This is a genomic window from Salinicoccus sp. Marseille-QA3875 (assembly GCF_054950095.1).
In genome coordinates this window covers 1,921,690-1,940,818 of sequence record NZ_CM143103.1, presented here as the reverse complement: position 1 = coordinate 1,940,818, position 19,129 = coordinate 1,921,690, and the positions used below count along the sequence as shown (strand labels likewise).

The window sequence follows — 19,129 nt, the reverse complement described above, 5'->3', positions numbered from 1 at the left end:
AAATGAACATCAGCTTAATTATAAATCATTTTGATTGGCACAACTTACTCATGGAGGTAAAGAAATGAAAGATCTACATATAAATATAGACTACAATGACTTGACCAAGGAAAAGTTACAAAAAGAAAATTCAGCTGTGTATAGAATTAATAAAAATAATAAAGCTTTTTATTTCAATATGAAACTCAATAAAAAAAATAAGCGTCTTTTAATTTTGTCTAATGGCGCTATTGACAGAAGAAGAAAAAATCCCCCAATATTCATGAGAAGTTCCTGGGCTAAAGATATAGATGCCAATTGTATATTCATAGATGATCCTACTTTACATGATAATAAACTATTTATCGGGTGGGGAGTAGGTAATCCGGAACATCATTACCTAAAAAGTATCAGCGATATCATCATAAAGATAGCAAATTTATGTGAGTTTGATAAAGAAAATATAGTATATTATGGTTCTTCGGCAGGAGGCACCATGTCAATAATGCTTTCCACTTATCATCAGGGGACTACTGCATTGGCCAATAATCCGCAAGCTTTTGCAATAAATTATAAAGACGGCACTATTGTAGATAGGTTGAGACGTCACATGTTCAGTGACATGCCTTTGGATGAATTGTTGAACCAATACAACAGTCGATTCTCCATAACAGACTGTTTTTTAGAAAATAACTATGTGCCATCTATTTACTATTTATATAATGTCGCTTCTGAAGAAGATTATGAACTGCAATATCTTCCTCTTATTAAAGAAATGAAATCAAAAGAAATTAATAAGGAAAAAATACAGTTTAAACCATACAATAACCCAAGACTGGGTCACGCACCCTTTTCAAAAGCTATGACACTCAAATGGATTCATACTGTTTTCCGACGGATTGAATCATAAATCGCATCGTATTTCATCGTTCAGAGTATTCATTTATAATCTGTTATTTTCCTGTACACTTTTTTCAACACATCTTTTTCATTATCCCAATTATATATATGTTTTGCCACTTTGGTATTCTCTTTGAACTCATCTCTCAAGCTTTCATCATCAATCAGCTGCTGGAGCTTATCTCTAAGATCATCCGTATCGCTGGGTTCGACGGTCAGGCCGACTGCCTGGCCGTCGATGACCGCTTCTATTTCGGGTAATCTCGACCCGATGACGGGGACATGTGCCATGATATATTCGAACATCTTATTGGATGATGCGGAATAATGGTTGAAGTTGGTGTTCTCGAGAAACTGGATGCCGATGTCGGCGGCCTTGGTGTATCTTCTGAGTTCCTTATACGGCACTCTGTCGATGAAGATGACTCTGTCTTCCATCCCAAGTTCTTTATGGTAATCGATCAGATTCAGCCGTTCTTTGCCGTCGCCGATCATGACGAGTCTTGCCCCTTCGATATCTTTAAACGCTTCGAGCAGTTTGAAAAGTCCCCTGCCCTCCTGCATACCGCCCTGATACAGCACGATCTTTTCATCCCCGGGTATTTTGTATGTCTCCCTCAACGGGAATTCATCGACAAGGTTGATGTCGTACAATTCGCTGTAGTTATGTACCGCCGCCGGTTTTGTGCCGTACAGGTCCACGTGATATTCCGCTCTTGTATCATTTTCCACAATCGTATGGTCGGTGAATTTCAGCAGGAATTTCTCCAGCCTGTAAATTTTCTCGAATGAATAATGCGTTCTTGAAGTCTGCACTTCGTGGGAATCATATATGAGCGGCTTCCTTTTCAATCTCAGCTTGCTGCTTATGATCCCCTGCATCAGCGTATTCAGATCATGGGCGTGGTAAATATCAGTATCTGTCTTTCTCGCAAGCATTACCATCTTGCACATCAAAAACGCATTCGGGAGGTGTTTCGAAAGGACAGAAGACTTTATTTTCCTTAAAATGAACTTTGGCACTTCAATTTTCGTCACTCTGTTTACATATATGCCGTCCCTCACTTTTTCAGCGGACTTCAGGTGCAGTTCGTCCAGTTCCCTTTTCGCTATGATCGTCACGGTATGGCCCATTTCGGTGAGTGCGGCTGCTTCACGGAGCACTCTCGCATCGTTGATGAAATTGTTCCATACGAACATCGTCACATTTGCCATAAACTTATCCCCTATTTTTATACAAGTGGTTATTTTTGATTGTAATTATATATAAATGATTATAAAATAAATGATTGGTATACTTATGCTTATTATAGATTATTCGTCTTTTTATGTCATTCACAATAAATTTAAACTAAAGTAGGTTATTTTAATGAAAAAATTCATCATCGGTGCGTTCATCGTACTGACCATCGCTCTTGTTGCCGTAGGTATTTATCTTTTCAATCTTTTCAATACGTTTGAACAGGGCGTTTCGGATTCATATGAAGCCACCGACCGTGAACGTTCGGATCTCCGAATGGAGGAAGTGGATCCGAATCTCGACAGCTTCACCGTGCTGATCATGGGTATCGATGAGTCGGAAACGAGAACTGAGTCGGAAGGGCTTGATTCCGACGGGTTCAGAACGGACACTATGATTCTCGCAACTTTTGACAAAGATGAAGACGATATTAAACTTGTCAGCATTCCGAGGGATACACTGACGTATTTCCCTGACGAAAATTATTTCGATAAGATTACGCACGCGCACAGGAACGGCGGGCCGGAGAGTTCGATGCATGCGGTGGAAAGCCTGCTCAATGTGCCGGTGGACTACTATATCAGGGTGAGCATGCCTGCGGTGGTTGATGTGGTCGATGCGCTCGGCGGCGTCGAGTTCGATGTGCCTTTTGATATGGAGTCGCCGACTTCCATCGACAGAGGTTCCATTGAGATCGAGGAAGGCGAGCAGACGCTGAATGGTGAAGAGGCGCTCGGCGTCATCCGTAACAGGGATGTCGATACGGACCTCGGCCGCGGCAACCGCCAGCTTGAGATGGTTGAAGCGATTATGCAGAAGGCGAAATCGACCGGTGCGCTGACGAAGATTGATGATCTGATTGAAGTCGTTGCGGACAATGTCAGACATGATATGTCGTCGAAGACGATTCGCGACCTTGCTTCGTATTATGCGTTCAACTCGATTGAATTTGAAAATACGCAGATTGTCGGGGATGATTACTGGTATGAGCGTAACGGCGGCTATTTCTATCTCGCCGACCCGGAGCATCTCCTCGCGATATCCAACACTTTACGTGATATATTGGATATAGAAGAAACTGAACCGTATGACTTGATCAATCTGAGGCTTGCCGGCATTTTCGAGCCGTATCAATATGTCGAAGATTATTTATTGGATGATTTTGAACCGGAACAGCCGCATCCAGCTCTGTCTGATGATTATGAGAATCCATTTGGGGACGGCTTTGATATAGAAGACTTCGACCATGAAGATATCGGTGTTGAAGGCGAAGATGATCTGGATGGTGGGTCAGATGGTGCCGAAAGTGAAGATGGCCCTGATGGTGAAGATGGCTCGGGCGATGAGTTCAATAACGGGAACGGAAATGGGAACGGCGTGAATGAAGGCCAGGAGAATTTTAACGAAAGTTATAATGAGCCGGCGGCCGACCCTTATTATGAGGAACCCCAGCAGCAGGTCCCGCAAAATGAACAGGGCCAGGGCGTTTACGATCAGCCGGCTGGTGATCCGTACTACGAGGAACCGGCAGCCGATCCTTATTACGAAGAACCTGCGGGCAATTACTAATTAATGAATGAGGAGGTTGTTGTATGAGAAAGACTTACGATAAAGAAACGAACATCAATGAGATGTTCGATTATCTGGAAGACCAGATCAAAAACAGCAATCAGCCGAAAATCGAAAATTCATATCACTACTACGACCATTCGCATAAGGAGTACTTCCTGTCCGTCAGAGGGTATTTCAGCGAAGCACTGACGAATCCTGAAGTTGACGCGGCATGTTATATACTGAGCCTGCCGCAGATTTTCAACAAAGTGGATATATTTGAACTGATCCACCCGATGGACTGGGTAAAGAACGAAGAAGGCCGTTTGAGTGAGGCATTCAAAAGTCTGAAGCCGCACTACCAGTACATCGCACTCGCAGCTGCAGAAAGTTCGAACATGAAGTTCAACACGCAGCCTGCCCTGTCGCTTGGCCTGGAGTTCTGGAGCCTCGAACATCTTCAGATATTCTGGCAGTTTACAGCAATCAGACGTAAAAATTCTATGTAGGTGATCAAATGGAAATAAAATTAGCAGATACGAAAGAATTATATGAGCAATGTCTCGATATACGCATGAAAGTGTTTGTCGATGAGCAGAACGTCCCGGCAGATATTGAAGTCGATGAGTTTGAAGACGTGTGCACGCACTTCGTGCTGTATGATGATTCCGGTGAAGCTGCCGGCACGGTCCGTTATCGTCCTTTGGATGATGGTCTTATCAAAGTCGAGAGAATGGCAGTTTTGAAAGATCACCGCGGTAAGAAATACGGCTATGATCTGATGGAAGGCGTGCATGACCATGCGAGAAGCGCCGGTCATAAGAAGGCGAAACTCGGTGCACAGGTTCATGCGATTCCATTTTATGAAAAGCTGGGATACGCCGTTTCTTCCGATGAATTCGATGATGCCGGTATTCCGCATAAGTATATGACGAGAGAATTGTGATTTTTTGAGAGGCTTGGGGATTGATTGAACTTTGTGAAAGATAATAATGATGATAAGAGAACCCGTACGTTAGGCAATTTTGGGCGATGACCCTGAATGGCTGACGTACGGGTTTTTATTTTCGAAAAGAAAGTACTTAATATGTGCTTAATGCGTCATCCCGGGCTGCGGGATGAGCCATACAGCTTCCAACGGTCCGTCCCGGCACGCGGGATGAGCCGTACAGCTTCCAACAGTCCGTCCCGGCACGCGGGATGAGCCGTACAGCTTCTAACGGACCGTCCCGGCACGCGGGATGAGCCGTACAGCTTCCAACAGTCCGTCCCGGCACTCGGGATGAGCCATACAGCTTCTAACGGACCGTCCCGGCACACGGGATGAGCCATACAGCTTCTAATGGACCGTCCCGGCACGCGGGATGAGCCATACAGCTTCTAACGGTCCGTCCCGGCACGCGGGATGAGCCATACAGCTTCCAACAGTCCGTCCCGGCGCTCGGGATGAGCCATACAGCTTCCAACAGTCCGTCCCGGCACTCGGGATGAGCCATACAGCTTCTAACGGACCGTCCCGGCACTCGGGATGAGCCGTACAGCTTCCAACGGACCGTCCCGGCACTCGGGATGAGCGGTTAGACGCTTTATAGTAGAGAGGTGCGATGAATCCCCGGCCGAGGTGCAGGCTGGCTCTTTATTCACATTAAAAAAGGCCTCCACGGGCCTCTGTTTTCATTAGTGATGGATCTTTTCCAGTATTTCAGTTAAGCTTTTTACTTCTTCTTTTGATAAGTCTTTTAACAAGTCGTCTGTCAGCTCGCATATTTCAACATCAAGAGTATCGATCAGTTCAAGACCTCTATCACTTATCTGCAGATAGGTCGCCCGCAGATCTTCTTTGCTTTGGGATTTATGGATATATCCAAAGTCGACCATTTTCTGTACAGCCCGTGATACGGCTGTCTGTTCTTTTTTCATCTTCGATATTAATTCTTTTTGCGTGATGTCCGGCTCTTCAGCAATAATCTCAAGAATGTAGACCTGCTCCCGCGACACTCGACCTTCATCTGTCTTAAACGATGTCAGATGATCGATCTTTGCGTTCAACAGGTAAATATGACGACATACATGACGAGTATTCACTCCACTCATATATTACACCCTATCTTTTATCATCATAATTTCATTATACACATAAATACTTTGCGCACAACATTTATTTATACATTAATTCAATTTTTGTAACTGCTTCAGACTGACATAGCCGATTGTGGTCTCTTCCCCGACCTGGACGTAAGATGGAAAGTGCATTCCGGATTCCTCCAGCGGTTCTCCTGCGCGCTGGAAGCGGCCGATGATGGTGATGACCCTGTGCAGCAGCACAGTCGACGCGTCGATATTCTGCTGGGATCTTATCTCTCCGCCTCGCGGCACCGGGTTTTTCGGCAGTTTGTCCGGGAAAGAAATGCTGCGCATCCATTTCAGTTCTTCCTTCGTCAGCTGTTCACGGCTTTTGAAATATAGTGTCATATCCGGTTCCGCCGGCATTTCTTTGAAATGATTATCCATATAATAAAAATCCAGATGTCCCCTCGAATAACGGATGAGCACTTTATCATAATCATGCTGGATGAAGAACACCGTGCCGGGGGCGACATGTGCATTTTCAGTCGTATCATAGTAGTAATGGGCCATCTTGATGAACTCGGAATAGTCCAGCAGCCAGTGATGCACCTGGTCTTCGGTATGCTGTTTCAATGTGAGCGTCAATGTGGCAGCGGGCGATATGAGCTTTATTTTCCTGTCCCGGGAGAACAGTTTACTCAATTTCTGAGTTCTCAACTCCCTGTATTCATACCCGTCACACATATAATCATGCATACCGCCCGCGTGGATCAGCTTTTCCATGACGAGCCTGTTTAAAAATGTATCCACATTCGATTCCGCTTCAACGTCGACATAATGGATTTCAAACGGTCGGTCTTTTTCTGCGATTTTGACTTTTATTCTCATGACGATGCCCTTTCCAGCTCAAGCAGATTTTTTAATATGTCGACTCTCAGTGCAACGTTTTCAGGTCTCTCATACATCGACTTCACTTTGACGTTGTTCAGTCCGGTGCTGTCCTCTGCCGGAATTTCCCTTGTCACGAACATCGTGAATGTGACGGCGTAATCTTCTTTCGGATTCATCGCCTGGTACGGCACGTAGAAATCATTGATGTTGTGTGAGAAAAATGCGTCCCGCTCATATTGCGACTTGTAGCGGTTTTCCGTCCACTCATCGCCGTAGCGGCTCCAGTAGCGCTCGGTATAGTCCGCCATCATCGTACCGTCAAGCATGCAGTCCATCGATGTCTGAGGTGCACAGTCCGAATCGAAATCTTCCGGCGGCAGCGAGTATATATGCGCAAACTCATGGATCAGCGTGCGGTAGCGTGCGGCTTTGCTGCCGCTGTCCCTGAAGTCCATGGCGAAGATGATTTCCTCGTCGCTGATGTCAACGTATGCAAGCGTATTGCCCTCCCCGTCCGAGAACAGGCGGTAAGTGTCTATCGTGTCGGTATATTCATCCGGAAACAGCGCTTCGAACTCTGCGTAGTATTCGAGGTAGGGTTCCGCACTGTCCGGCAGTTCCCGGTGCTCCTCGATGAGTGTGAGTCCGCTGTTCACATCATAGTCCTGATATGTCCGCCTCGGCCGGTTTTCAAAAAATATATACGGCTCATCGGAAATATCGATATACTCTTCGAGCTCGGCCAAATACTCATCCCCGAGTGCCGTGCACGCCTCGACCGTCTCACATTCCGCATGATCGACGGGTGCATTCCAGTCGATTTCCGCCTGTTCGGAAGGTCCACCGCCGCTGAAAAACTGGAAAATGCTCATAATGACGACGATGATCAGTGCAAGTATTCCGGCAAATAAAACCATCTGCAGGGCGAGCTTCGACTGGCGTCTGACAGTCGTCCGCTTCAAAGGTTCCTTATCCAGCACCTGCATCGTGATGAGCGGTGCGCCCTTTATCTTGATCTCCAGCAGCGCTTTATGTATTCGTTTGAGCTCGAGATGGTAGAGCGGCAGTTTGTCATCCGCGTCATTTTCCAGTGTGATGACGGTGTCGAGCGGGTCTGATGCAATTCTGTACTCGCCGAATGTGATGATGATGACCTGTATACCGTTGTTGTGTGCGTAGGCTCTGAAATAGCGGAAGTCCCGCTGGTTCATGTCCGTCGTCAAAATGAACGCGTCAAAATCCTGAAAGAACTTATCGTTCTTCTTATGGATCCTTGCGCTTTCAAACGTGTTCCCGAATGCATCGATGCGGTCGTCATGCAGAATGCCGAATTGTGCGGAGACTTTTTCCACATACTCCGTATTGACATAATCCTTATGCAGCGATTTCTGCAGGCTGCTGGTGAGCTTCGTCTGTTCACTGCTCATATTTGTATGGAGGTAAATATCATGCTTCGAATATCTGCCGAGAAGGCGTGCGACCGTGATGCCGCCGACCATCGAAAATTGTTTTCTGCCGGTATCATTCGTCATATTGTTCATGTACGTGCCGCCCGCGATCAGTATATTCACATGCATCCCCTCCCGTCTCTTACCAATTATCCTTAATTACAGAGGAAATTTAAAGTGTCTTGACTGGATTTCAAGGAAAACTTTACTTTCCGGGTGTATGCATATCGAAATAAAGTGCCGGATACTCCCTGATTTTCATCATCCGGTCGAGCACTGTCAGTGTCTTCTGATACTGCTTTTCACATGTCTTCTTATCGTACGAAACGTCTTTGAAAGTGCCGTCGCTGAAGTGGATGCGTGTATTATATCGGCCGTTTTCAGGTGTCGTGAACTTGAGTGTTGTTCTGAGGTTGATCCAGAACGCATTCTTATGTGCACTTGACGTCAGTGGAAACAGCACGAAATTCGTCCGTTCATCCATGACAATCGGTCCGAGCCTGTGAATGTTGTGGACATATCTGAGGTGCTCCCTTCTTGCTTTCAAGCTCGTGCCGTACTGATGGATCAGCAATTGATTGAGCCACACATCTGAAGGCAGTATTGAATATTCATGACGGTGCGGATAAACTGCCTGTGATAGAAATTCCAGGTGATGGACAGGTTCCAGATATTTGATGTCGTGCAGTAAAAATGAGAAGTTTTTCAAGTCGTACGCCCCTTTTATATGTATGTATGTTTGCTTACTTTCCTGCACCCGTCCCCCGATCAGGTGCAGAAGTGTATGTAAAAATTCTGTCAAATTGTGTAAGCCTCTTTATTATACAATAAGTTGACTTGACATCACATTTATTTAACGATAATTAAACTTCGTTAACTATAAGTCGAAGTTAAGTGTCGTTTCGCATGGTTGTGATGGTTTTTATTTCTTTAAAAAGGGTTTAGATTATGGGTATCCGGAAAAACATGATTTATCGATAAGTCGCTGGGAATGGAATATGAAGAAACCGAATTTGAGTGCTGAGGCTGCGCTGGATGCGAAGATCCGGCAGTATGAGCCGATGGTTCATGCGATTATGGGGAAGCTCAGTATTTTGTATGACAAGGATGATTTTTTGCAGGTGGGACGGATTGCGATCTACCAGGCGCTGGTGAGTTTTGACAAGAGCAAGGCTCGGGGTGCGACGGAATCGCAGTTTGTGTATACGCGGATTTATCAGCGTCTGATTGATGAGATCCGGAAGTGTGTGCGGGTGTCGAAGGGGCTGGAGTTGACCGAGTGGCTGGAGGATGACGGTGCAGCGTCGGTGCGGGAGTCGTATGTGGAGCTCTTTGAAGGGGACCTTGGCGGAATTCTGACGGAGCGTGAGGTGCGTTGGCTCGAGCTGATGATGTCGGGGTATTCGACGGCGGAGATTGCGCATATTCTTGATGTCAGTGTGTCGACTGTGAAGGCTGTGCGGCTGAAAGTCCGGGCGAAGGTCAGAGCGTTTGTTAACAGTCAGTGAATTTTTTCATATAGGTAGTTACATTTGCGGAATTTTCTTGTATAATGTATCTCAATGATTGTATGGAGGTTTGTTGTATGTCAAAAAAAGAAGAAGATTTGGATATTATCACGGCTAATGTTGGTGATATCGTGAAATTCGACTGGGTATACCCGAGTATGCAGGGTAAAGTTGAAAAAGTGAATGATAACTCTGTGATTGTCGATGTCACCATCAACGATAATTTCGATGAACACGAAATGTTTGAAAAGACGGTCGTCAACCATAGACGCTATGAAATCATCAACTAAGCATAAAATTTTATAGATGTGGAAACCCCCGGTTCACTTCATTGTGAGGCCGGGGGTTTTTGAGGTTAATGGCTGGGGGCTTGGAGGTCATCACCAGTCTGTTTATACTGAATGATGAGTTTTGTGATTTTGATTGACTGTATATGTCGCATATTTACCTTTAATGTTTAAACTGCAGATTTCATTGATATATCTGGTTACAGTGGATTTAGAAACTTCGTTATTGATAAAACCTCGGATGCTGCGAGTTGTAATATTTCCAAGCGGGAACAATACACTATAATCTCTGATTGCAGAAAGGACATGATCTTTATTTGACGACTTATGGTTACATATATTACATGTCGTAGAATAGCGGTTGGGTGTGAAATCGAAAGATGCGCATGTCAGGCATTGTCTGCCGAGAGTGAGTCGGGGTGGATCCGTGTCCGGTGTGTGTTTGGGCTCCAAAACGATGTGATCTTGTATAATCTGGACAATGCGATCTGTATGGTTCCAGCCCGTAAGCTGCTGAATGTTACGGAAATACTGTTTCATCAGTTCTCTTTTAATCGTTTTCGAACGGCAATAGTTGTCGTCGGTCGATAATATAAAGTATGGATTTGGGAATATTATATTGAAATCTGTTTTGATGTTAATTTTGTTTTCAAGAAATATCTTTATGAGCTTCGAGCTCGCACGCTTTGATTGAATGATGGGGTCATCAGATATTTGAATCTTGCCAATCTGCCACGTATTGTTTTCGTACTTGTAGTTCCCGCTGTAACTTTTGATTTCATTGATGAAAACCGCCTCGTCTGTAACAATCAGGGCATCAATCTGCGTCAGTGATTTGTCTGCCTGAATCCAAATATCTCTGAATATGTTCAAGTTTTGATGCCCGACTTCATCAAATATCTGGTCATAGAGCTGCTCCCCTTCAAACCCCCGATTCAGCCTGGAAAGTTTCTTTTCTTCTTCTTTTGTTAATATTGCACGCTTCGATAAAGTTTCAAGATAAATATGTTCGTTGGATTTACACCTTTCAGTCAAAAACATATAGTCATCTCCTTGGAATTTAGGAGATTTAAAAATCCCCTTTATTATATTAGGAGTAAATTAGTGTTTTTGATTTTTTTGTTTTTATATTTTATTGGAATTATTACTCTTATAGAGTTATATTACTATTATTTTCAGGAAGTGATTGGTTAAGGGAAGTTCTACAGACGTTTAACGCGTCGTCCCGGGCTCGGGATGCGTCACAAGGCGTTTAATGCGTCATCCCGAGGCGCCGGATGCGTCGCAAGGCGTTTAATGCGTCATCCCGAGGCGCCGGATGCGTCGCAAGGCGTTTAATGCGTCATCCCGAGGCGCCGGATGCGTCGCAAGGCGTTTAATGCGTCATCCCGAGGCGCCGGATGCGTCGCAAGGTGTTTAATGCGTCATCCCGAGGCGCGGGATGCGTCGCAAGGCGTTTAACGCGTCATCCCGAGGCGCGGGAAGCGTCGCAAGGCGTTTAACGCGTCGTCCCGGGGCGCGGGATGCGTCACAAGGCGTTTAACGCGTCATCCCGCGCCCCGGGATGGGTCGATAAGACTAATAAAATCTAAAAATGATAATAGATCAGATCGTTCAGGTGGATATCGTCGGTCAGCTCAGATATTTCTTTGTCGAGATGGCTCAAAGTGTGGCCGAGGTATTCGAATGTGGTGGTGCGGCGTTTGAAATTCAGGTCGATGGACATGACGAATCCGTCGTGGTTGTGGTGGTACATGGAAATCGGGTTGGATTCGTCGACTTTGTATGTCTCCCTGCCATCAAGCAGCTCGACACCCGCAGCTGCTTCACCATCCGCACCCGCATCGAGTCTGCCGTCGTACACCCGGGGTGCGCCGGTCACGACAATGCCTACGCCTTCGAGGCTGTTGACGACTTCCTGCATGGATTCGTCCCAATCGGAGATGGAGACAATCACGTAATCCGGGTCTTTATTATCATAGATGTATCGCAGTGTGCGGCGCAGGGATTCGGTAATGTCCGTCACATGGAAAACATCATCATCGCCCGCGTCGAATTCGCCTGCATATCCACTGACATATGCGAGGCGCATGCCGTTCAAGTCGATCAGCTGATACGGCTCGCCGAAAAATGGTTCCTTCGTATTCGGGTGGCCGATGTTGCAGTTCATGAACGGATAGCGTGCGAAACCGACCGCACGGCGGAGCTTCGAAACGTTTGAGAGATCGCGGTGATTCAACACCGCAAAGTTATATCCCATATAATTCATCGCGGTGACCGCGGGGTTGCGGCGGCCGCGCAGTTCCTGGTCGATGCCGAGCGTCCCGCCCATATCGCCGAGCAGCACGTGATAATTGTCATCGGGGTTGATGCCGCCGGCGTACCTCGAAACTTTGGACAGCGACACGTCGTCCGTCATGCCGAGCTTGCCGCCGAGATGCTGGGTCAGTATCAATTTTACCGTAAAAAATTCCTGCATAATAAAGCCCTCCTTCAATTTATCCTACCATAATCCGTTCTTCAGGGAACTGATGTGAATGCGTCTTCTGTCTGCCGCCGATAAAGAAGATGAATGACACGAATCCGATGCGGCCGATGAACATGAATGCGATGATGATCAGTTTGCTGATGGCCGATAAGTCTGCCGTAATGCCGGCCGACGTTCCCGCTGTACCGAACGCACTCGTCACTTCGAATAAAATATGCACCACGTCAAATCTGTCATTTTCTATGAATATGATGGCGGTCACGCCTGAAAAGACGAGAAATACCGCAAGTGAGATGACTGCGAACGCGCGCTCGATATCCTCACGCGCGATGTTCCGTTTGAACACATGGATTTCGCTATGTCCGCGGCTGAACGAAATCAGGAATAGGAGCAGTATCGCAAATGTCGTCGTGCGTATCCCGCCGCCCGCCGAACTCGGGCTCGCACCGATGAACATCAGCGCGCTCATGAACATCTGCGTCGCCTCGCTCAACTGGTCGATCGGCACGGTCGTGAGTCCGCCGCTCCGTGATGTCACGGACAGGAACATGCTGTTCATGACGGCACCGGTGAAACCGTACGCTTTGAAGTAATCCTGCCATTCCGAGATGAATATCATCGCCGCACCGACGGCGAACAATGCGCCGTATGTCGCGGTCGTAATTTTTGTAAATAAAGAAAACCGGAAATGTCTGTAACGTCCCGACAAGTAGTTCCGGACTTCAATCAGTACCGGATAGCCGATCGAGCCGAGCACGATCTGGATCATCACCGGCACCTGGATATGAAAAGCCGTGTCGTATGCGGTCAGTGATGACGAAAATAAATCCAGGCCGCCGTTCGTCGTCGCGGAGATCGACAGGAAGATGCTGTGCATCAGAGCGTAATTGAAATCCCCCGACTCTGTCAGAAATACCGCGAAATAATATATGGCACCGATGAGCTCGATCACGAGGATCAGGACGATGATATCAATGATCAGCCTTACACCGCCTGAAATTTTATACTGGTTCGTATCGACCATGATCTGCATGCGTTCCTGGAGTCCGATCTTCTGCCTGAATATGAGCCAGATCATCGTACCCATCGACATGATGCCGACGCCGCCGACGTTCATGATGAACATGATCACCGCGTAGCCGGGAACAGTGAACGTTTCTGCGATGTCCATCGTGCTGAGCCCGGTGACGCTGAGCGCAGAGGACGCTATGAACAGCACATCGATGAATTCGATCGTGCCATAGTCTACACGGTAGAATACCGGCAGGGCGAGCACCACTGTCGCGAGCGATAAGGCAATCAAATAATAAAAGAATATCAGCCGCTGTGGACTTTGGGTCCTGATTCGCGCGAGCATCCTTCTAAACATCCGCCGCATCTCCTCTCAAGAAGCAATATGATTTTATTTTACTATAAAAGGATAGAAAAAGCCGACCCAATTTTGAGTCGGCTGTTCATTTCCTTATTGCAGTGTGACTGTGACTGTGACTGTCTGAGCTTCACCGTTCCGGTAGAAGTCGATCGTCATTTCGTCACCCGGTTGTTTTTCATAGTACAGATATTGTCTGAGTTCCATCATGCTGCCCACGTCGTTGCCGTCGAGTGCGGTCACGAGATCCATCTGCTGCATGCCTACATTTTCTGCAGGTGAGCCCGGCTGGACGCTCGAAATGACGACGCCGGAATTCACGTCTTCAGGCAGATTCATCTCGCTATGAAGAACTTCAGGCGGGATGGTGTACAGATCCTGCAGTGTCACGCCGAGGAATGGACGTTGGACTTCGCCGTTCTCTTCGATCTGAGTGACGACTTTTTGCACTTCGTTTGCCGGTATTGCGAATCCGATGCCTTCAACCTGCGGCATGCTGATCTTCATCGAGTTGATGCCGATCAGATTACCGTCCGAGTCGATGAGTGCACCGCCGGAGTTACCCGGGTTGATGGCAGCGTCGGTCTGGATGACGTTCGCTTCCCAGTCGTAACCGCCGTCGCCGTCAAGGTCGACCGGCACCGACCGGTCAAGTCCGGAGACGATGCCCTGGGACACAGAGCCTGAGAATGCTTCGCCGAGCGGTGAACCGATGGCGATTGCCGTTTGTCCGACCGTCAGTGCGTCGCTGTCGGCGAAATCGAGTGTACCGTCGGCCTGATCGCTTGGTATGGCTAATACCGCGAGGTCAGTCCACACGTCCGTACCAACGACGTTCGCCGTGACGGATTCACCGTTCTGCATATTGATCTGCAGCTCTTCAGCGCCTTCGACGACGTGGAAGTTCGTGACGATATATGCGGTGTCGCCTTCGGTTTTGTAGATGACGCCCGAGCCGATGCCCGCTTCTTCAGGTTCAGTCTGCTGCGTTTCGGCATCTTCACCGAAAATGCCCGGCAGGAATGAATCGACTCTTTGGAGGTTGATGACTGAAACGACGGAATCACGTGATGCTTCGATTGCCTGTGTCGCCTCGGTTTCAGAAGCATCTCCGACTGCCGGATCTTCTGTTTCCTGTCCGGTGCCCGCTTCCTGTTCATCCGTTGCGGTCTGTTCCGGATCATCTCCGCTGAAGACGTTGAACAGCAGCAGGACGAGCAGTGCGCCCAATATACCGGCGATCAACGGAATGAGGAACGAGCGGAAAAAGCCACCGCCGCCCGGGCCGTTTTTACCGCGGTTGTTGTTATTGCCGTTGCCCGACCCGCCGGCGGGCGGCGCAGTACCGTAGAAATTGTTTTTGTTATCGGATGATTCCGAGTCGCCTTTGATGACGCGTCCCTTTCTATCCCTTTGGATCCGCTTCATGGATTCAGGATTTTGCCGGGCTGTTTCGTCCGGTTTCCCGTCCTCTGAATTTTTGACTGATGCGCCTGCTGCACCGGCTGTTGTACCCGCTGCCGCCGCTGCCGTACCTCCAAAGATCCCACTTTTCGGTGTGTAATCTTCTGATTTCTGTTCTTCCGATTCGTGCTGCGTTCCGTCTGCTTCAGGACGCTGGACTTCTTCATTTTGAGCCGGTTGTTTTGCCTCCCCGGGTGTGACTGTACGTGCCGGTTGTTCTCCGGTTGCAGGTTCTTCACTGTCAACACGGGACTCTTTTTGCCCCGAACCTTCAGGCTGGGACGGCTCCTTACCGGCGTCGTGTCCTTTATTTTCAGGGCGTTCCTCAATTGGTTCTTCTGCCCGCAGGACTTCATCGGCTTGTTGTTCACGTGCCGCTTCCTGTTCATCACGGTTCTCAAAATTTGAATTTCCTGATGTATAGACATCCTGGTAACCGTCGGCCGGCTGTTCTTCATCTATGTCCAAATCTTCGTATCCATAGACCGGATCGTGGGAACGTCCGCTTTCTTCTTCGATATATTCCCGTCTCGTTTCAGCTGCAGATTTTGTTGTCTGATTTTCTCTGCTGTCTCTATTAATCTCTTCAGTAGCATCGTTGTCATCAACATCCGCAGAATAGTCATACGGCGCCATCGGTTCCTGCCCGTCTTCAGTGAAGACTCGGCGGCGGCGCCTGTACCGATCTCTAGGAATCACATGTTTTTTATCATTCTCCACACTTTTCCCTCCTAGCTTGTCAACTTGCCTATACTACATTATAAGATGATTTCCGTTATACTTCCACTGATTCGCCGTCGTACGGGTTTTTATTTTTACTGCTGAACCAGCCGACCACGATAACGATGACCATCACTGACCAGAATATCAGTTTCCAAGTCGTTGAATGCGGGAATTCGTACGGGATTATGCCGACCGCTTCGTGCGCGAGAGAGAGCACCATCAGTTTGACCCCGACCCAGCCGACGATGATGAAAGCTGCGACTTCAAGTCCCGGGCGGCGTGCAAGGACGCCGACGAACCATGTCGCGAAGAAACGCATGATGATGACACCGACAAGTCCGCCGACGACCATCACCGTATACTGCCCGGCGTTGATGCCGAAGAAATCGCCGCCGATTTCAGGCAGTGCGAGCGCGATTGCCGCAGCAGCAAGAATCGAGTCGACTGCGAATGCGATGTCAGCGAGCTCTACTTTGAACACCGTCATCCAGAAGCCGCTGCCCTTTTTAGTCTCATCCGCTTTGGCGAGACCCGCTTTTTCGTCCGCAGGGTCTTTTTTATTCGTCTTGAGAATGTCGTATAAATGCGAGCCTGAAACCCATAACAGGTAAAGTGCACCGATTGCCTGCATCCACCACCACTGCACGAGCCAGACGAGGAGCAGAATGGCGATCATCCTGAAGACGAACGCGCCGACCAGTCCGTAAAATAGTGCTTTCTTCCGTTCTTTCGGTTCCAGATGTCTGACGAGTACCGCGAGGACCACAGCGTTATCCGCTGCAAGCAGCCCTTCGAGGACGATCAGGACAATCAGAACCCAGCCATATTCCAATAATATTGCCATATCCATAATTGTGTACCCCCTATTGTTTTGTATCAATTCAGGACAACAAAAAAGAGACCCATCGCAGAACGTACAAAAGATATTCTTTAGTACGTTTTGCCAAAGGTCTCACGGTCCAACGAATGTGGGCGGCTGATGTCGCTTGCCGGGTTGCTCGTTGTTCACTACACCGGGTCCGATTTATGAAATAAAAGCCGAAATCTGGAGCCGTAATGACGATGTAATGATAGTCTGTTGCTGTTGTTTTCAGTAAATGGATGCAGCTCTTACTACTGCCGTCAAGCCATTTTTACTGATCAGCACAAACTATGGTTACTCCCCTTTTTCAAAACTAAATTTTAGCATTTGATAAGGATCTATTCAATTGTCGTTTCATTGATAAATTAAATATATCTGATAATTTCGCGCTTGTAAAGGGGGATGATCAATGAAAACGTTTTACATCGGTGGATTGGGTGGATTCCGCTTCCAACGAACCGTCCCGACACCCGGGATGAGCTGTTAAACTGCCAACGGTCCGTCCCGACACGCGGGATGAGCTGTTAGACTGCCAACGGACCGTCCCGACACGCGGGATGAGCTGTTAGACTGCCAACGGACCGTCCCGACACGCGGGATGAGCTGTTAGACTGCCAACGGTCCGTCCCGACACCCGGGACGAGCTGTTAAACGCTTCGGCAGCCCTATCCATCTCCGCCGCCAATAAAAATACCCGTTCGGTCGATGATTATCGACGAACGGGCACAAATCTGAGACAGCCGGGCGCAGGCGTATAGTGGCCCAACCCTCTACAACAGACTGTACAATTTGATTTCCGGAAATTTATCGCTGAACCAGCGTGTGGCAAATTCGTTTTCGAACAGGAATACTTTGTTATCGTAACGATCCAAAACCAGATTCGAACGCGGCGAGTTCATGCTTTCCTTGATGTCCTCTTCGTTCTCGATCCAGCGGGCGATTTTCTTGCCGATCGGCTCCATCACAACATCCGTGTTGTACTCGTTTTTCATGCGGTGCTCGAACACTTCGAACTGCAGCTGGCCGACCGCGCCCAAAATCGGCTGGTTGGTATGAAGGGTTTTGTAATACTGGATCGCGCCCTCCTGCACAAGCTGCTCGATGCCTTTATAGAAGTGCTTCTGCTTCATGACGTTTTTCGCCGACACTTTCATGAACAGTTCCGGCGTAAACTGCGGCAGGTTTTCGAACTCGACCTTACTGCCGCCGCTCGCATGCAGCGTATCACCGATCTGGTAATTCCCCGTGTCATACAGGCCGATGATGTCGCCCGCATAGGCCTCGTCGACGGTCTCGGTGTCATCGGCCATGAACATCGTGGCACGGGACACTTTCGTCTTCCTGCCCGTGCGCGCGAGCACCGCATCCATGCCGCGCGTGAACTTGCCGCTCACAATGCGCATGAACGCCAGGCGGTCACGGTGTTTCGGGTCCATGTTCGCCTGTATTTTGAAAATAAAACCGCTGAAGCCTTCATCTGTCGGTGCCACTTCATTTCCGGACTCCGTCTTTCTGGCAGTCGGCATCGGCGCGAAATCGACGTAAGTATCCAGGAACTCTTCAATCCCGAACGTGGATAGTGCCGAACCGAAAAATACAGGCGTCAGCTCACCGTTCGAGATTTTCTCCTTATCGAATTCGTCACCCGCTTCTTCGACAAGCATGAACTCCTCGAGTGCCGTCTGGTACGCCTCATCTTCAGTGATTGCGTGTTCCGTCTCCAGCTCGTAATCGTCGTTCAACTGAAGCATGTCATCTTCTCTGAAAGGATTGATCTGTTTATTCTTCCGGTTGATGATGCCGAAGAAACTCTGACCCATGCCGATCGGCCAGGTCATCGGGTACGTTTCGATCTCAAGCGTCTCTTCAATCTCCTCAAGCAGTTCGAAAGGCTCCTTGCCCATGCGGTCCAGCTTGTTGATGAACGTAAAGATCGGAATGCCGCGCATGCGGCAGACTTTAAAGAGTTTCAGCGTCTGCGGCTCGATGCCTTTTGCGGCATCGATGACCATGACTGCAGAGTCCACCGCCATCAATGTGCGGTATGTATCCTCCGAGAAATCCTCGTGCCCCGGCGTATCCAGGATGTTGATCTTATAGCCGTCGAAATCGAACTGCATGACGGAACTCGTCACACTGATGCCGCGTTCCTGCTCCACTTTCATCCAGTCACTCGTTGCGAACTTGCCGCTTTTCTTGCCTTTGACCGTCCCTGCAGAGCGGATTGCGCCGCCGAACAGCAGCAGTTTTTCTGTCAATGTCGTCTTACCGGCATCCGGGTGAGAGATGATGGCAAATGTTTTACGTTTTTTTATTTCATCTTGTAATGTCATTAAAAATCTCCTTGATACT

18 protein-coding genes are annotated in these 19,129 nt (G+C 48.0%); 6 read left to right on the top strand and 12 right to left on the bottom strand.

Translation table 11 applies throughout. The features are described from left to right. The first annotated feature begins 64 nt into the window (after nt 1-64). Entirely contained in the window at nt 65-889 is an 825-nt protein-coding gene (locus tag ACY8DT_RS10030) for a glycosyl transferase (RefSeq protein WP_462420167.1), read from the top strand. 29 nt (nt 890-918) lie between these two features. Here ACY8DT_RS10030 and ACY8DT_RS10025 read toward each other — a convergent pair whose 3' ends face one another. Further along, nucleotides 919-2,094: a glycosyltransferase family 4 protein gene (locus ACY8DT_RS10025; RefSeq protein ID WP_462420166.1), complete on the bottom strand. Its 1,176-nt coding sequence runs from the start codon at nt 2,092-2,094 to the stop codon at nt 919-921. A 154-nt stretch (nt 2,095-2,248) separates the two neighbouring features. On the opposite strand from ACY8DT_RS10025, the gene ACY8DT_RS10020 reads away from it, so the two are divergent. Genes ACY8DT_RS10020 through ACY8DT_RS10010 form a run of 3 tightly spaced genes read left to right on the top strand, consistent with a single transcriptional unit; the run spans nt 2,249 to nt 4,616 of the window. Continuing rightward, entirely contained in the window at nt 2,249-3,688 is a 1,440-nt protein-coding gene (locus tag ACY8DT_RS10020; RefSeq protein WP_462420165.1) for an LCP family protein, read from the top strand. Nucleotides 3,689-3,711: 23 nt separating this feature from the next. Continuing rightward, nucleotides 3,712-4,179 carry a DUF2538 family protein gene (locus ACY8DT_RS10015; RefSeq protein ID WP_462420164.1) on the top strand — a complete coding sequence of 156 codons (468 nt, stop codon included), beginning with the start codon at nt 3,712-3,714 and terminating at the stop codon, nt 4,177-4,179. Nucleotides 4,180-4,187: 8 nt separating this feature from the next. After that, a complete protein-coding gene (locus ACY8DT_RS10010) occupies nt 4,188-4,616 on the top strand; it encodes a GNAT family N-acetyltransferase (protein WP_462420163.1) in 429 nt (142 codons plus the stop codon). A 155-nt stretch (nt 4,617-4,771) separates the two neighbouring features. On the opposite strand, the gene ACY8DT_RS10005 is transcribed toward ACY8DT_RS10010, so the two are convergent. The 5 genes from ACY8DT_RS10005 to ACY8DT_RS09985 all read right to left on the bottom strand — a co-directional run bounded on the left by ACY8DT_RS10005 (nt 4,772) and on the right by ACY8DT_RS09985 (nt 8,878). Continuing rightward, on the bottom strand, nt 4,772-5,002 hold the full coding sequence (locus tag ACY8DT_RS10005; protein ID WP_462420162.1) for a hypothetical protein: 231 nt from the start codon (nt 5,000-5,002) through the stop codon (nt 4,772-4,774). A gap of 345 nt (nt 5,003-5,347) precedes the next feature. Continuing rightward, nucleotides 5,348-5,764: a MarR family winged helix-turn-helix transcriptional regulator gene (locus ACY8DT_RS10000; RefSeq protein ID WP_462420161.1), complete on the bottom strand. Its 417-nt coding sequence runs from the start codon at nt 5,762-5,764 to the stop codon at nt 5,348-5,350. Between the two features lie 75 nt (nt 5,765-5,839). Further along, the gene (locus tag ACY8DT_RS09995; RefSeq protein WP_462420160.1) at nt 5,840-6,625 is read right to left on the bottom strand and encodes a hypothetical protein; all 786 of its coding nucleotides are present in this window, start codon (nt 6,623-6,625) and stop codon (nt 5,840-5,842) included. Beyond that, the gene (locus tag ACY8DT_RS09990) at nt 6,622-8,199 is read right to left on the bottom strand and encodes a hypothetical protein (RefSeq protein WP_462420159.1); all 1,578 of its coding nucleotides are present in this window, start codon (nt 8,197-8,199) and stop codon (nt 6,622-6,624) included. The genes ACY8DT_RS09995 and ACY8DT_RS09990 overlap by 4 nt, the downstream gene beginning before the upstream one ends. Nucleotides 8,200-8,281: 82 nt before the next feature. Then, a complete protein-coding gene (locus ACY8DT_RS09985; protein ID WP_462420158.1) occupies nt 8,282-8,878 on the bottom strand; it encodes a competence protein ComK in 597 nt (198 codons plus the stop codon). A 196-nt stretch (nt 8,879-9,074) separates the two neighbouring features. Between ACY8DT_RS09985 and ACY8DT_RS09980 the strand changes: the two genes are divergently transcribed. Together ACY8DT_RS09980 and ACY8DT_RS09975 are read left to right on the top strand one after the other, a co-directional pair. Beyond that, nucleotides 9,075-9,584, top strand: coding sequence for a LuxR C-terminal-related transcriptional regulator (locus tag ACY8DT_RS09980; protein ID WP_462420157.1), 510 nt, complete (start codon nt 9,075-9,077; stop codon nt 9,582-9,584). A gap of 104 nt (nt 9,585-9,688) precedes the next feature. After that, nucleotides 9,689-9,874 (top strand): YkvS family protein, encoded by a 186-nt coding sequence (locus ACY8DT_RS09975; RefSeq protein WP_462422258.1) that lies wholly within the window; start codon nt 9,689-9,691, stop codon nt 9,872-9,874. 102 nt (nt 9,875-9,976) lie between these two features. Here the strand turns inward: ACY8DT_RS09975 and ACY8DT_RS09970 are convergent, their stop codons facing one another. The 6 genes from ACY8DT_RS09970 to ACY8DT_RS09945 all read right to left on the bottom strand — a co-directional run bounded on the left by ACY8DT_RS09970 (nt 9,977) and on the right by ACY8DT_RS09945 (nt 19,110). Then, nucleotides 9,977-10,912, bottom strand: coding sequence for a nuclease-related domain-containing protein (locus ACY8DT_RS09970; protein ID WP_462420156.1), 936 nt, complete (start codon nt 10,910-10,912; stop codon nt 9,977-9,979). A 547-nt stretch (nt 10,913-11,459) separates the two neighbouring features. Continuing rightward, the gene (locus tag ACY8DT_RS09965) at nt 11,460-12,140 is read right to left on the bottom strand and encodes a bifunctional UDP-sugar hydrolase/5'-nucleotidase (protein ID WP_462420155.1); all 681 of its coding nucleotides are present in this window, start codon (nt 12,138-12,140) and stop codon (nt 11,460-11,462) included. A 229-nt stretch (nt 12,141-12,369) separates the two neighbouring features. Continuing rightward, nucleotides 12,370-13,728 carry a TrkH family potassium uptake protein gene (locus tag ACY8DT_RS09960; RefSeq protein ID WP_462420154.1) on the bottom strand — a complete coding sequence of 453 codons (1,359 nt, stop codon included), beginning with the start codon at nt 13,726-13,728 and terminating at the stop codon, nt 12,370-12,372. 93 nt (nt 13,729-13,821) lie between these two features. After that, nucleotides 13,822-15,912 (bottom strand): S1C family serine protease, encoded by a 2,091-nt coding sequence (locus ACY8DT_RS09955; RefSeq protein WP_462420153.1) that lies wholly within the window; start codon nt 15,910-15,912, stop codon nt 13,822-13,824. A 55-nt stretch (nt 15,913-15,967) separates the two neighbouring features. Beyond that, a complete protein-coding gene (locus ACY8DT_RS09950) occupies nt 15,968-16,765 on the bottom strand; it encodes a MeeY/MeeF family manganese export membrane protein (protein WP_462420152.1) in 798 nt (265 codons plus the stop codon). Between the two features lie 782 nt (nt 16,766-17,547). After that, the gene (locus tag ACY8DT_RS09945; RefSeq protein ID WP_462420151.1) at nt 17,548-19,110 is read right to left on the bottom strand and encodes a peptide chain release factor 3; all 1,563 of its coding nucleotides are present in this window, start codon (nt 19,108-19,110) and stop codon (nt 17,548-17,550) included. Between the last annotated feature and the right edge of the window lie 19 nt (nt 19,111-19,129).